Origin of the sequence: Microcystis wesenbergii FACHB-1317, assembly GCF_014696875.1 — a bacterium.
GTDB classification, from domain to species: domain Bacteria; phylum Cyanobacteriota; class Cyanobacteriia; order Cyanobacteriales; family Microcystaceae; genus Microcystis; species Microcystis wesenbergii_A.
In genome coordinates, this window is the sequence record NZ_JACJQV010000172.1 from 1 (window position 1) to 13,840 (window position 13,840).

The window sequence follows — 13,840 nt, forward strand, 5'->3', positions numbered from 1 at the left end:
ATCACACCGAACCAGCCGACATAAAGACGGTTGTTGGTGCTGGTGATCCACTGGCAGAACTGCTCCCACAGGGAAGCGCTCTCGCGCTGTTGTAGAGTGGTGGTCATTGGTTGATGATTCCTATTAAGTTATCGAGGTACGATTGATTGATGATGTTTCTATCTTAGAGAGTTTATAACGGTTTGTAAAGGGGTTTGAAACTATTGTTACTTATGCTATTGATAAGTTTAGCTGATATTAGAGGGGGAAAAACAGAAACCCACTGTAAACGTCGCTTCCCTCTATGCTTTCTCCAGAAAAATGGCGACAATCAATAGCACGGCGAGTAAGATAGTTACAGATGAGCAACTTGGCACTTCTAAGACGGATGTGGTTGTTATTGCGGTGCGCTCAATACTGGGGCTGTGCTGAGACTGTACCATTGAGTCAGAGATTGGCTGAGTTGGTGAGCCGAATAACAGCACTGAAAGCGAAAGAAAAGGTAAAAGCAAAGTAGGGAAACTACGATGGGTAATGAAATCATTAAAATCATTAAAATCTTTCTCGCCTCCTCATCTGAATTGAAAGATGATAGAGAACAATTTGAAATATTTATCAACCGTAAAAACAAAAAATACATAGAACAGGGAATATTTTTAGCATTAGTTGTCTGGGAAGATTTTATCGATGCTATGTCAAAAACGCGCCTACAAGATGAATACAATAAAGCGATTACAGAGTGCCATATTTTTGTCAGCCTCTTTCATACTCAAGTAGGTATATACACTGAAGAAGAATTTACCAAAGCGTTGGAAACCTTTAAAGCAAATGGTAATCTACGGATTTATACCTATTTCAAAGATGCACCCATCAATATGAGTCAAATTAGGCCAGAAATTATGACTTTGTTGAATTTCAAGGAAAAACTCCATAACTTAGGACATTTTCATACTAGCTATGCTGACATTAACGACCTGAAACATAAATTTGGCGAACAACTAAATAAGATTATGCCAAAATTAGCCAGGGAAATCGAGCCTGCTGTTCATCAAGAACAGCAGGAAATAGAACAATCACCGAAATCTCAGATTCAGCAGTTAGAACAGCAGTTAGAACAAGAGCAAGAAAAACTAACAGAAAAAGAAGCAATAATTTCTCAGTTGCCAGAACAAATAAAGCAGCTACAGTCTCCTTCAAAAATTGTTTTAATAGGAGAAGTCGAACTCAAAAGTGAGAAAGGAATCAACTACACTATACTCCGTGACTTACTAGCAGCAGGTAAGTGGAAGGGGGCTGACAAAGAAACAGGTAAAGTTATGTGTCAGGCAGCAGGAAGGGAAAAGGAAGGCTGGCTAATAATAGCGTCTGTCAACAATTTCCCCTGTGAAGATTTACGAACTATTAACCAACTCTGGCTGCACTATAGTATGGGTAAGTTTGGCTTCAGTGTCCAGAAAGAAATCTATGAGAGTCTCGGTGGCACGAGAGACTATAATCATGAAGTGTGGAAGAAGTTCGGCGAGCAGGTCGGCTGGGGAAAGGGAGGAAAATGGATAGAATACAATGACCTAACCTTTAATTTGGAGTTAGCACCCCAAGCTCATCTCCCATTCTGGTTTAGTTGGGGTTTATTAAAAGCGTATCACTCGGAGGATGGTTCGATGATATCTTCTTTCGCTCAAAGACTTGTAATCTGTGAGATAAGTAGTCGTGCAAAATTAATTTCCTAGTGAAGATAGGCAAGAGGCAAGAGGTGGTTAGATATGTGTAATTAATTTTGCTTAGGTACTTATGACAACTTCAGGCATTTTGTCAAGCCTTAAAGAATTATCAATAAAGACAAGTAGACATGAAAAACAGTAAAGATGTCGATACTCTGTTAATTGAGTTATCGGATAAACCTATCATACCAAATCCGTTTTTAATAATGCGATTAACTCCTGATCGAACTTTAAAAACCCGCTCCCCGCTCCGCAGCTCCGGATCTCCCCACTTTCCTATTGGGACTTAGGCATTTTCGGGCAGCAAAAAAGGCTCAAACCATTACGGGACAAAGGGTTAACCTCGATTTATGATTTTCCTTGATCTATCTGGGTTTCAGCGATTTTGGGCTTCTCGAAGTAAATCCCAAGCAGGGATTGGGGTTGAGGCTTTTCTCGATTTGTTTTTTGTCTAAGTCCCACTATCCCCTTTAAACGGAATTTAGTATCAGTGCTGGTCTAGTCGCGCAAGCCCATATTTTAGGTCGCCAGTTTAGATTTGTCCGTAGCTACATTATTTCAATTTTCCTCTTGCCAATCGGGAGCATCTCACCTTTGTAACCCCTAAATCAGGTTTTTATGTCAAGCTATTTTGAAAGCCTTGCTAGAAACCAGTTTTAGGGATAAGTATAATTACTCACTTGCATAAATGAGATGCTCCCGCTGGCTCGTGGGTGGGGGGACTGAGCGCTAACGGGAAAAGTCATGATCTAGAAATTCTTGAATCGTTAAAATTGGGATTTCTCGAAATGGATTTAAAACTAATAGATCAGAATCGCCGCTTACAATACAGGTCGCTTGACCATCGATCTCTAGTTCTAAATACTGATTATCTTTCTCATCTCTGCAAACCTTGATTTTCTCTCGAATCACGACAATTTCCGCGGTTCTTTTGATCGCCGTTATCAATAGCCGCCTTTTTGCTGAGGAGGCATATCTATCGAATTTGGGACGATTGAAAACAGTGATCAATTCTAACAAAGTAGATTCGGACATTAAAAGCTTGCCGATATTTTGGGCTTTGTCTAATGCCTGACGAGCTTTGCCGTTTTTCGACAGAAGCGCGCTTACTAAAACGTTGGTATCGAGAATAAAAGAATATTCAAGGCTCATTTAGTAAAGATTCTAAAATTTCGGGGGTTAATCCTCTAGCTTCCGCCTCATCACTAATTTCGTCCATTAGTTTTCTCAAGAAATCGATATCGCTGTTAACTGGCTTTCTAATTAGCAAATCGACAAGAACCCGGACGCGTTCTTGTTCCTCCGGGGATGCGGATTGATAGACTTCTGCCGCTTCGGGACTGACTTCGATCGAAATTTTGCTCATAGTATTAAGGCTCATTCTTGCTGTGCTTTGGGGAGTTGTTTGACTAATTCGATCACTTGTTCGTTGCTTAAGGTTAATTTCGGCATAGTCCATTTTTAATTTAATTATAACCAGCTACTTATGCCTTAATCAGTATCAATTTAATATCCTTGCCATCACACCAGAACATAGGGAGGTGCTGATTACCCTTCCTTTTTATCATAAAGACTCCTTTGATCGAGTATCGCGGGATCAACAGGATTTCAAGATTCTTCATCCGCAACGGGATCGATCACGAGCGCTTTAAATTCTGAGGCAGAAATTATAGTTGTCGATCCTAAATTATCTACTTCTTCAAAGTCTTGATCACCTGTGATCAAAAAGTCAGCATCACTCGCCATAACACAAGCTAGAAATTTAGCATCCGATCGGTCTCTAGGGAAATCAACGGCGCTGTGAACATCAATTAATCTAGGAACTGTATCGAAAACTTTATACCATTCTCTTATCACTCCTTCCGACAGCTTAAACTTAGGACGGCTGACAACATCTTTATATTCAGTTAAAATAGCTTCGGAAACAATCCATTCGATTTTATTAGACTCGATCACGAATTGTATAACCGTTCTCGGCAACCTTCCTTTTAAAATTGCCGAGACTAGAATATTCGTATCGATCACGACTTTCATTCGCCTCTCCGATAGGCTTCAATTTCTGCGGCGATATCTTTTTCGGTAATATCCTGAACGCCGGGTAAGGATTGAGTTTTATCGAAGAGTTCTTTAACTTTTTGGCTTAAATTCTGACGGTTTTGTTTGTCCGCTAAATTTAACAAAGCGTCTTTTAATAAATCTTCAACGCTGTTATAGTTTCCTGTCGCTAATTGAGAGTTAATTAATTGTTCTAATTCGGGATTTAAGGTAATATTCATGGTAAAATATACTCCGTAAATTCGGTGGATATTATGATGGTTCGTGAACGATTTTATCGATAAACTCTTCTTTTTCTTCTTCCGTCATGGTATCCCAATCGTAGCCGCGTTCTGCTGCGACGATTTTTGCCTGTTGGCTTCCGTAATCGGTTATAGCTTCCATATTTCCCCACTGACGCTGGATTAGGAATCTAAATAGTTCCTGTTGCTGTGCTTTGGGGAGTTGTTTGACTAATTTGATCGCTTGTTCGTTGCTTAAGGTTAAGTTCGGCATAGGTCGCTTCTAGACACCAGCATGATTAATCAGTTTAACACGAGTCCTTAGAGGGGTGGGGAAACGGAGGGAATTTTCGGCCATGGTGACAACAGTAATCGTTTTTCCCAACCTATCGAAAAACTCGACACTATACCCCGTTTCTAATCCCTCAATTTGATGTTTTTCTACCAATGTTCCAACGTCTCCTGCGGATAATCTTTCTTCGGGAATATCTTGTAGTAAAATTACATTGAGTAAAGTTCATAATTGATGGTTATTATTTCGAGTTAAGAAATCTAGAAAATCTTTTGCTTTTACGATCTGAATATTTTGATATTCAACCAGTGAAAGAAGATGTTTGTCTCCCGTGATAATATGGGTCGCCTTCCCAGCGATCGCACATTCTATGATCATATCGTCATCGGGATCGGCAGATACTAGGGCAAGCTCTTGATTAATTCTGACAATTCGAGAAAATTGGCAAACTTCTTCCATAATTTCCTCGGTTTTTTCTTCAGAAAGTGTAAATTTTACAATAAGCTTTTCTGAAAACTCATCTAAAATTTCTTGGCAAGTTACCGATTGTATCCGCCCGTTTCTCGCCATAGACACGCACAGAAGTGGACTCCCACCAGGGAAAAGCAAGGCAGAAATTAGTATATTAGTATCAAAAACGACAATGGGAGCCACTATTTTTCATGAACGATATTATCGATAAACTCTTCTTTTTCTTCTTCCGTCATGGTATCCCAATCATAGCCACGTTTTTTCGCCACGATTCGAGCTTTGTCAATGGCGTAGTTAGACAAGGATTCCCATCGGTCCGACTGACTGAGGATGAGAATTTTATAAACTTCCCGTTTCTGGTCTTCGGGGAGTTGTTTGACTAATTCGATCACTTGTTCGTTGCTTAAGGTTAATTTCGGCATAGGTCGCTTCTAGACACCAGCATGATTAATCAGTTTAACACGAGTCCTTAATGGAGAGGGTTTTCTGTTCGCCTATCTCTTCCGGGCTTCGATCGGTTAGAATCGAGAAATTATCGGCCTAGAAAGTCCTTTCATCTTCGCGCTTGCCGTAAAATTATATCTTTAACTAAATGGTGATCGCTAATTAATTATCGTAGTAAAGCTTGAAAACCTGCTTGAATAAAATGAACATCTGAAGTTAAAGCGTCGGTAATTTGATTTTCTTCCATAACAATAAAAGAAAAACAATCTACTAATCCCCAGCTTTTATCAGATCTTGATTCGTAGAGCTTTAAGCCTTTTTGAAAAAGAGTAGAAGTGATAGTAACAACGAATAAATTATCGGTTTGATAGCATTGCTTGATAAAGGCAGAAACCTTAGGACGATTGTAATGACTAAGAGCATTACCAACCTCCATAAAAATGGCTTCAGTAACCCAAACTGCTGTTGCATTTTTTACATAGGGGAGGAACTGCATAGCAATTTGATGATATTGATCATGAGGATTGAGAATTGCTTGGATAAAGACCGTATCTAAAAAAAGTTTGGACTTATTCATCGCTTATATTTCTTTTGGGAGTATCATATAAATAATGATCGTGTTCCCTTGACCAATCTTCTGGAGCTTCATAGGTGCCAGCCATTTCTTCTAACAGTTCCCAAGCATTTTTATGGTTATTTTCTAGTGGATCTTCCCGAGAAATAATTTGGATGATGTAATGGGTATTGGGTTCTAATTCAATCTTTTCTTCGGGACGGAAAACCATTCCATCATAACTAACTCGTAGATTTTTTATCATAATGGATTGTTGAGAAGTAATTCGAGTACGGCCCACACAGTGCCTTAAGGCTAGTGTAACACACCCTCTCAACTATAACTGCCGTGCGATCGCACCCTCTTCTAGATGCCGATATTCTGCTAAAGATGGGAAAATATCAGTCCTGTAGGGTCAAGGTCGATCCTCGTGGGTGGGGAAACGGAGGGAATTTTCCGCCATGGTGACAACAGTAATCGTTTTTCCCAACCTATCGAAAAACTCGACACTATACCCCGTTTCTAATCCCTCGATTTGATGTTTTTCTACCAATTTCCCACGTCTCCTGCGGATAATCTTGCTTCGCGAATATCTTTTAATAAAATCCCATTGAGTAAAGTTCATAATTCATGGTTATTATTTCGATCTAAAAAGTCCAAAAAGTCTTTTGCTTTCACGATCTGAATATTTTGATATTCAACCAGTGAAAGAAGATGTTTGTCTCCCGTGATAATATGGGTAGCCTTGCCAGCGATTGCACATTCTATGATCATATCGTCATCGGGATCATTGGGAACGGCTCTAAGTGTTCCACCTATAGAAACAATGCTAGAAGCCTCACAAATTTCCTCAATGTATTTTCTAACTCGTTCTTCAGGAAATTTGATTTTTAGTAGAAGTTTTTCGGATAATTCGCCTAAAATCTCTGGACAAGTGACCGATCGAATCAGTTTGCTTTGGGCTAGGGAAAAACAACTATTCGGGCTACCGCCTTTAGAAAGCGCAGCAGATATGAGAATATTTGTGTCGAAGACAACAGTATAAATCACTACTTCTCATGAACGATTTCATCGATAAATTCTTCTCTTTCGTCTTCCGTCATGGTATCCCAATCGTAGCCGCGTTCTGCTGCGACGATTTTTGCCTGTTGGCTTCCGTAATCGGTTATAGCTTCCATATTTCCCCACTGACGCTGGATGAGGAATCTAAATAGTTCCTGTTGCTGTGCTTCGGGGAGTTGTTTGACTAATTCGATTACTTGTTCGTTGCTTAAGGTTAAGTTCGGCATAGGTCGCTTCTAGACACCAGCATGATTAATCAGTTTAACACGAGTCCTTAGCGGGGTGGGGAAACGGAGGGAATTTTCGTCTATGGTGACAACAGTAATCGTTTTTCCCAACATATTGAAAAACTCGACACTATACCCCGTTTCTAATCCCTCGATTTGATGTTTTTCTACCAATTTCCCACGTCTCCCGCCGATGGTTTTTCTTCGGTAATGTCTTTTAGTAGAATCACAATTGTTAAGATAGATCGAGGGGTTCATTAGGAATAATATACATTAAATTATTATTTTTAGACTTGTTTTCTTCTGGCTGTAGCTTAAGCCATTCATGAAAACTAATACCAAGTTTTGACAATGCTTTAACTTCGACTTCATAAGCTTCAAAACGGTAATTTGTCTCAATTATAGATTCCATATCTTCCATGATTATCGGTAATCGCTCGATTACGGCATTTCGTGTTTCCGACTCTATTCCCCAAAATCCCTTTTTGATTTCTGATTTTTCAATTATTGATGCTGGTAAAGACTCAATCCAACTATTGATCTGGCCATCGTCAATTAACGATTTACCGCCTATATCATCTCGAATAATTTCAAACACAGAATTTTCGTCTAAAATAGGACTTTTCCATTGATAAATTCTCGTTAGTCTTGATAAATCTATTTGTCCTTTTAGTTTAGGGTGCAAATACATCGAGGGATTAGAAGTTAGCAAGGTATCTACATATTTTTCGATTCTTGTATAGATTTGAATTTTACCCTCTTCAAACCGTCTTGCGGCAGTTTCAAATTCCTCTAATTCTAAATAACATCTAGCTTCGGCAATATAAGCGAGACATAAAGTTAACAAATACTCATCAGCTATCTGACTTTTTTGTTCCAACTCTTTATCAGCATAATCTAAGTATATATGTTGAGCTTCTAGAAATCTGTTTATAGCATTCACTGCGCTACTTATACGATTATCTCCCTTACTCATGGTAAAAGCATTAATCGCTAAGTCTAAGGCTGCTCGAAAATTGGCATAAAAACTCAAATCTATTTTTCTGTCAATTTTAATTAAAAACTCTTGAGCTTTTTGTAAACGTTTCTCTAGTTCTTTTAAACGATGCGCCATGAATGTAAAACTGATAACAGAAACACCAAGATTCAAAATACTTGCGGCTGAAGTTAGGGTTAAAACTCCTTGCATTAAGTCGAGTCTTTGATTAACAGCCTTGAAGCCATTAATCGAGACTCCCGCATTCACTCCCTCTACGACTAGATTAAAAACGCCAGTTACAGGATCAAAACTTGGAATGCCAGCCGTTGATATTGTATTAGTTGCTGTATCCCGAAGCCACATTACTACTTGTTTGGTTGAGGCATCGCGTACAACGCCGCCAACTCTTTCTAAAGTACCGTTTAATAAACCTTCTAGGATGTGAGCGGGCATATCAAATGTCAGTTTTAAGGGAGTCATACTGTGTGCCTAATAAACATAAATCTATCTTTAGTTTGCCCCAAAATCTCCCCTAAATTAACAAGGGGGCTTATTCAGCCCCCCTTAACCTCTAACTACCGCCAATCCTTGCCACATCGCGGGCGTTGGCTTCAAAAGCCGCATCGAGGGCAGAATCGCCAGTTAAACCGGAATCTAACGCCTCTTTAATACACTGCAACATCCGCTTATAATCCTTGGGCATTACTTTAACAAACTTGGGCAACATTTCCGACCAATTTGCTAAAACCATGGCCGCTTTTTGACTTTGGGTGTAATCAGCATGGCGTTGAATTAACTCGCGTAAATCGTCGATTTCTTCCCCTTCTAGCGCCTCTAAAGCTACCATTTGGGTATTGCAACGAGTGGCGAAATCCCCCGACTCATCGAGGACGTAGGCGACACCACCACTCATTCCGGCGGCGAAATTGCGACCGGTGGGCCCTAAAACAACGACTTTACCCCCAGTCATATACTCGCAAGCGTGGTCGCCAACGGACTCAACCACCGTAGTCACCCCAGAGTTACGCACCCCAAAACGTTCCCCAGCAACCCCAGAAATATACACCTCACCACTGGTTGCACCGTATAAAGCCACATTACCGATGATAATATTCTCCTCGGCCACAAAAGTGGAACCTTTGGGCGGATAAACGATGATTTTGCCACCGCTTAAACCCTTACCCACATAATCATTAGCATCCCCTTCTAACTCCAGTGTCACCCCTTTGGGAACAAAAGCACCGAAACTCTGCCCCGCGCTGCCCTGAAAATGGAGATGTACGGTATCTTCGGGTAAACCCTCCCAGTGACGTTTAGTGATTTCGTTGCCTAAAATCGTCCCCACCACGCGGTTAATATTTTTAATCGGTAGTGTCGCCTTGACTTTTTCGCCTTTTTCAATGGCATCTTTGCATAAATCCAGTAAAACGGTTATATCCAAGGACTTATCTAAACCGTGGTCCTGGGGAATCTGGCAATAGCGTCCTACCTCTGGAGCTACCTCCGGTTGATAGAGAATCGGAGTTAGGTCAATTCCTTTCGCTTTCCAATGTTCTACAGCCTGTTTCGGCTCTAATACATCAGTTCGCCCCACCATTTCATTTAAGGTGCGGAATCCCAATTCGGCCATAATTTCCCGCACTTCCTGGGCGATAAATTTCATGAAATTCACCGTATATTCGGGATCTCCGATGAAATTCTTCCGTAATAACGGATCCTGGGTCGCTACCCCCGCCGGACAGGTATTAAGATGACAAACCCGCATCATAATACATCCCAACGTCACCAGTGGCGCAGTCGAAAAACCGAATTCTTCGGCCCCCAATAGGGTCGCCACCACCACATCGCGGCCGGTTTTCATCTGGCCATCGGTTTCCACCGCGATGCGACTGCGAAGATTATTTAACACCAATGTTTGATGGGTTTCTGCTAGTCCCAACTCCCAGGGTAAACCCGCGTGTTTAATCGAGGTTTGGGGTGAGGCTCCGGTCCCACCATCGAAACCAGAGATTAAAACCACGTCGGCGTGAGCTTTAGCGACTCCGGCGGCGATTGTGCCAACTCCCACCTCAGAAACCAGTTTTACGCTCACTCTGGCCGCGCGATTGGCATTTTTTAGGTCATGAATCAACTCCGCTAGGTCTTCAATCGAGTAGATATCGTGGTGGGGTGGGGGAGAGATTAAACCGACTCCGGGAGTGGAGTGACGGACTTTGGCAATCCAAGGATAGACTTTTTTACCCGGTAATTGACCGCCTTCGCCCGGTTTTGCCCCCTGGGCCATTTTTATCTGCAATTCTCGCGCTTGGGAAAGGTAAAGACTGGTGACACCAAAACGGCCGGAAGCCACCTGTTTAATGGCACTATTTTTCGAGTCTCCCCGTTCATTTGTCCAAGTGTAGCGCTCGGAATCTTCGCCCCCTTCTCCGGTGTTCGACTTGCCACCGATACGATTCATGGCAATAGCGAGGGATTCGTGGGCCTCTTTGGAAATGGAACCGTAACTCATGGCCCCGGTTTTAAAGCGTTTCATAATCGCTTCAATCGGTTCCACTTCTTCGATGGGGATACTTTCCCGCTTTTTAAAGGTTAATAGTCCCCGCAGGGTGAAGAATTTTTGATTCTGTTGGTTGACCAGTTGGGAATACTTCTTAAAGAGGTCGTATTTGCCCAATTTTACCGCTTGTTGCAGGGTATGAATGGTTTCTGGGCTAAAAAGATGGGCTTCCCCGTCTTTACGCCATTGATATTCACCGCCAATATCGAGGGTATGCACATTAACATCCCGGTCGGGGAAAGCGTGGCCATGTCTGAGTAGGGATTCTTTGGCAATAATTGCTAAATCGGCCCCTTCAATGCGGGAAGCTGTCCAAGTAAAATAGCGATCAACTACCGATCGATTTAAGCCAATAGCCTCGAATATTTGCGCCCCACGGTAGCTTTGCAGGGTGGAAATGCCAATTTTAGAGGCCACTTTAATTACGCCCTTGGTGGCGGCTTTTATGTAGTTTTTACAGGCACTCTGGTGGTCAACTCCTACCAATAAACCTTCCTCGATCATACTGCCGAGGGTGGCAAAGGCTAGATAGGGATTAATCGCACCGCAACCATAACCGAGGAGAAGGGCGTAGTGATGCACTTCCCGGGGTTCGCCGGATTCCAGGACAAGGCCGACTCTGGTGCGGGTTCCCTGCCGGATGAGGTGATGGTGTAAACCGGCAACCGCCAGCAGTGAGGGAATCGGGGCGTGATTTTTATCGATACCTCGATCGCTTAAAATAATAATACTCGCGCCCGCTAAAATTGCCTCGTCCACCTCTTGACAAATTGCCTCAATTGTGCTACGCATCCCCTCGACTCCCGAAGTGGGATCGAAGAGAATGGGAATAGTCACGGTTTTAAATTCGCTATTGCCCTGTAAACGCGCTAATTGGGCGTTAGTGAGGATGGGAGAGTTAAGTTTAATCAGGTGACAGCTTTCCGGCTGCGGATCCAAGAGATTTCTCTCCGCGCCGATAGTGGTGATGGGAGAGGTGATAATTTCTTCGCGAATCGAGTCAATCGGGGGGTTAGTGACTTGGGCGAATAACTGCTGAAAGTAATCATAAAGCAGTTTTGGGCGATCGGACAAGACGGCTAGGGGTGTATCGGAACCCATGGAACCCACTGCTTCCACTCCATCCCGGCCCATGGGGGCTAATAAAAGGCGTAATTCTTCAAAAGTGTAACCGAAAGCGGTTTGCTGTTGAATGAGGGAAACAGGAGTTTCAGTTGGGGCAGTTTCAACGGCCGGTAAATCGTCTAAATTGACTAAATTTTGGTTTAACCACTGGCGATAGGGGTGAGCTTTGGCAATAGCTTCTTTTATCTCCTCATCGGCCACGATACGACCTTCTTTCATATCCACAAGGAACATCCGGCCGGGTTGCAGACGACCTTTAAAAGCGACGCGTTCCGGTTCAATGGGTAAAACTCCCGCTTCCGATGCCATAATTACTAGGTCATCTTTGGTGACATAGTAACGGGAAGGACGTAAACCATTGCGGTCTAACACTGCTCCCATCATCGTACCATCGGTAAAAGCGATCGAGGCCGGACCATCCCAGGGTTCCATCAAACAGGAATGGTATTCATAAAAAGCTTTTTTCTCATCACTCATCGATTCGTGGGCTGCCCAGGGTTCAGGAATCATCATCATGACAGCGTGAGGAAGAGAACGCCCCGATAAAACCATTAATTCTAGGGCATTATCAAAAATTAAGGAGTCACTACCCTCGATATTAATAACCGGCTGGATTCTTTTGATGTCTTCCCCGAACAAGGGTGAGGCAAACATCGACTGACGGGCGTGCATCCAGTTAATATTACCTCGCAGGGTATTAATTTCGCCATTGTGGGCAATATAACGGTAAGGGTGGGCGCGTTCCCAACTGGGGAAGGTATTGGTACTAAAACGGGAATGGACTAATCCTAAAGCACTTTGAAAGTCGGGGTCGTGTAAATCAGGAAAATAGTCACCCACCTGTACTGGCATTAATTGCCCTTTATAGACAATGGTACGACTAGAAATACTGCAAGGATACCAGTAACGATTAAAGGATTGACGATTGAGGTGGGAACGCTTGCGAATAACGTATAATTTGCGTTCAAAGGCCAGATCATCGCTTAAATTGGCATTGCGTTCGATAAAAACCTGTTCGATAAAGGGTTCGGTAGATTTGGCCGAATTGCCCAAACTAGAGTTATCCGTGGGAACATCACGCCAACCGAGAACTTTTAACCCCTCTTCGGCGGCGATTTTCTCGAATTCCTGGCGACTTTTCCCGCGAATTTCGGCATCAGGGGCAGTGTAGAGCATTCCCACCCCGTATTGTCCCGCTGCCGGCAAGGTAAAACCTAGATTACTGGTCACTTTCCGGAAAAATAGGTCGGGGATTTGGCACAAAATACCCGCCCCATCTCCGGTATTTTTTTCCGCACCGCACGCGCCACGGTGATCGAGGTTTAGTAGAATTGTTAAGGCCTGTTCAACAATATCGTGGGACTTTTTCCCCGTTTTATGAACGATAAAACCGACACCACAAGCATCATGTTCAAATCGGGGATCGTATAGTCCTTGTTTCCGTGGAGTTTGATTGTTATTCATCTTGTCTAATAGCCTAGCAGTCTGGAAGGGAAGGGCCTAGAGGGTGAGCCAGAGTAGCGATTCTAGGTATATCAATTTTGTATCCAGACTGGACCTTCGGTCTTATATCTTAAGGAAATGTTTCGATGTGACAAGGGTTCCTTTATGCCGAAGAGATTATTCACGAATTTTTTAGCAGCGGATCGATTAAGTCGTCGGGAACGCGGTTATGCTCGATATAAGCGTTAATTTCCTCTAGATGGTCGCTGTAATAGGTCAACGCACTGAAGACCTGACTTAACGTCAGATGGGGCATTCCTAGGGGTATTTCTTCGGGAGCTACCCCCATACGCCAAGTTTCGACGATGGCGCGGACGGGTGTACGCGTTCCTTTGATAATTGGTTCCCCGTGTAAGATCTCGTCGTCTCGAACGATATAGAGATATTCGGTCGCTTGAACCATCGCGGTTTTCTGGAGTGGATATCGTTTAGTTTATCGTATCGATCGAACCCCCGACTATTCCCCATAAATATCGGTTCGGTTACCGAAATTTTGGGTTAAAGCCCCGTCCTTTTAGGACGGCTTTTTAAACTATATCTTGTTAACTTAACTTTTATTGTGCTATACTGATTTTGTCTAAGTCCCCCCTGCGTAAAATGTTTGTCTTAGAGTTTAAAGTTAAAGCTAAAACTCAACAGTATCAAGCCATA

18 protein-coding genes are annotated in these 13,840 nt (G+C 42.6%); 1 reads left to right on the plus strand and 17 read right to left on the minus strand.

Annotation, left to right across the window (positions count from 1 at the left end; all coding sequences use genetic code 11):
* Positions 1–506: 506 nt before the first annotated feature.
* Positions 507–1,709, plus strand: a complete 1,203-nt coding sequence (locus tag H6F92_RS16235) for a GUN4 domain-containing protein (protein WP_190358713.1) — start codon at positions 507–509, stop codon at positions 1,707–1,709.
* 720 nt (positions 1,710–2,429) lie between these two features.
* On the opposite strand, the gene H6F92_RS16240 is transcribed toward H6F92_RS16235, so the two are convergent.
* From H6F92_RS16240 to H6F92_RS16320, 17 genes are all read right to left on the minus strand, one after another.
* The gene (locus H6F92_RS16240; protein WP_190358714.1) at positions 2,430–2,852 is read right to left on the minus strand and encodes a putative toxin-antitoxin system toxin component, PIN family; all 423 of its coding nucleotides are present in this window, start codon (positions 2,850–2,852) and stop codon (positions 2,430–2,432) included.
* Entirely contained in the window at positions 2,842–3,066 is a 225-nt protein-coding gene (locus tag H6F92_RS16245; RefSeq protein WP_002748889.1) for a C2H2-type zinc finger protein, read from the minus strand. The genes H6F92_RS16240 and H6F92_RS16245 overlap by 11 nt, the downstream gene beginning before the upstream one ends.
* 242 nt (positions 3,067–3,308) lie before the next feature.
* Positions 3,309–3,734 carry a putative toxin-antitoxin system toxin component, PIN family gene (locus H6F92_RS16250; protein ID WP_190358715.1) on the minus strand — a complete coding sequence of 142 codons (426 nt, stop codon included), beginning with the start codon at positions 3,732–3,734 and terminating at the stop codon, positions 3,309–3,311.
* The gene (locus H6F92_RS16255; RefSeq protein ID WP_190358716.1) at positions 3,731–3,976 is read right to left on the minus strand and encodes a ribbon-helix-helix domain-containing protein; all 246 of its coding nucleotides are present in this window, start codon (positions 3,974–3,976) and stop codon (positions 3,731–3,733) included. The genes H6F92_RS16250 and H6F92_RS16255 overlap by 4 nt, the downstream gene beginning before the upstream one ends.
* A 31-nt stretch (positions 3,977–4,007) precedes the next feature.
* Positions 4,008–4,250 carry a hypothetical protein gene (locus H6F92_RS16260; protein WP_190358717.1) on the minus strand — a complete coding sequence of 81 codons (243 nt, stop codon included), beginning with the start codon at positions 4,248–4,250 and terminating at the stop codon, positions 4,008–4,010.
* A gap of 9 nt (positions 4,251–4,259) precedes the next feature.
* Positions 4,260–4,424: a DUF4926 domain-containing protein gene (locus H6F92_RS16265; protein WP_242030162.1), complete on the minus strand. Its 165-nt coding sequence runs from the start codon at positions 4,422–4,424 to the stop codon at positions 4,260–4,262.
* A gap of 69 nt (positions 4,425–4,493) precedes the next feature.
* Positions 4,494–4,922 (minus strand): putative toxin-antitoxin system toxin component, PIN family, encoded by a 429-nt coding sequence (locus tag H6F92_RS16270; protein ID WP_190358718.1) that lies wholly within the window; start codon positions 4,920–4,922, stop codon positions 4,494–4,496.
* Complete coding sequence (locus H6F92_RS16275) at positions 4,922–5,161, minus strand: SGNH/GDSL hydrolase family protein (RefSeq protein ID WP_190358719.1); 240 nt, start codon at positions 5,159–5,161, stop codon at positions 4,922–4,924. Before H6F92_RS16275 ends, H6F92_RS16270 begins: the two co-directional genes overlap by 1 nt.
* Positions 5,162–5,349: 188 nt before the next feature.
* Positions 5,350–5,760 carry a type II toxin-antitoxin system VapC family toxin gene (locus H6F92_RS16280; RefSeq protein ID WP_002750647.1) on the minus strand — a complete coding sequence of 137 codons (411 nt, stop codon included), beginning with the start codon at positions 5,758–5,760 and terminating at the stop codon, positions 5,350–5,352.
* A complete protein-coding gene (locus tag H6F92_RS16285) occupies positions 5,753–6,001 on the minus strand; it encodes a hypothetical protein (protein WP_002738017.1) in 249 nt (82 codons plus the stop codon). Before H6F92_RS16285 ends, H6F92_RS16280 begins: the two co-directional genes overlap by 8 nt.
* A gap of 150 nt (positions 6,002–6,151) precedes the next feature.
* On the minus strand, positions 6,152–6,361 hold the full coding sequence (locus tag H6F92_RS16290) for a DUF4926 domain-containing protein (RefSeq protein ID WP_228009722.1): 210 nt from the start codon (positions 6,359–6,361) through the stop codon (positions 6,152–6,154).
* Positions 6,358–6,786, minus strand: a complete 429-nt coding sequence (locus tag H6F92_RS16295) for a putative toxin-antitoxin system toxin component, PIN family (protein WP_190358720.1) — start codon at positions 6,784–6,786, stop codon at positions 6,358–6,360. Before H6F92_RS16295 ends, H6F92_RS16290 begins: the two co-directional genes overlap by 4 nt.
* Complete coding sequence (locus H6F92_RS16300) at positions 6,786–7,025, minus strand: hypothetical protein (protein WP_002750644.1); 240 nt, start codon at positions 7,023–7,025, stop codon at positions 6,786–6,788. Before H6F92_RS16300 ends, H6F92_RS16295 begins: the two co-directional genes overlap by 1 nt.
* A 9-nt stretch (positions 7,026–7,034) precedes the next feature.
* Positions 7,035–7,199 (minus strand): DUF4926 domain-containing protein, encoded by a 165-nt coding sequence (locus tag H6F92_RS16305; protein WP_190358721.1) that lies wholly within the window; start codon positions 7,197–7,199, stop codon positions 7,035–7,037.
* 61 nt (positions 7,200–7,260) lie between these two features.
* Positions 7,261–8,484: a hypothetical protein gene (locus H6F92_RS16310; protein ID WP_149979343.1), complete on the minus strand. Its 1,224-nt coding sequence runs from the start codon at positions 8,482–8,484 to the stop codon at positions 7,261–7,263.
* A gap of 91 nt (positions 8,485–8,575) precedes the next feature.
* Positions 8,576–13,150 carry a glutamate synthase large subunit gene (gltB, locus tag H6F92_RS16315; protein WP_190358722.1) on the minus strand — a complete coding sequence of 1,525 codons (4,575 nt, stop codon included), beginning with the start codon at positions 13,148–13,150 and terminating at the stop codon, positions 8,576–8,578.
* 160 nt (positions 13,151–13,310) lie between these two features.
* On the minus strand, positions 13,311–13,592 hold the full coding sequence (locus tag H6F92_RS16320) for a DUF433 domain-containing protein (RefSeq protein WP_190358723.1): 282 nt from the start codon (positions 13,590–13,592) through the stop codon (positions 13,311–13,313).
* Positions 13,593–13,840 lie beyond the last annotated feature (248 nt).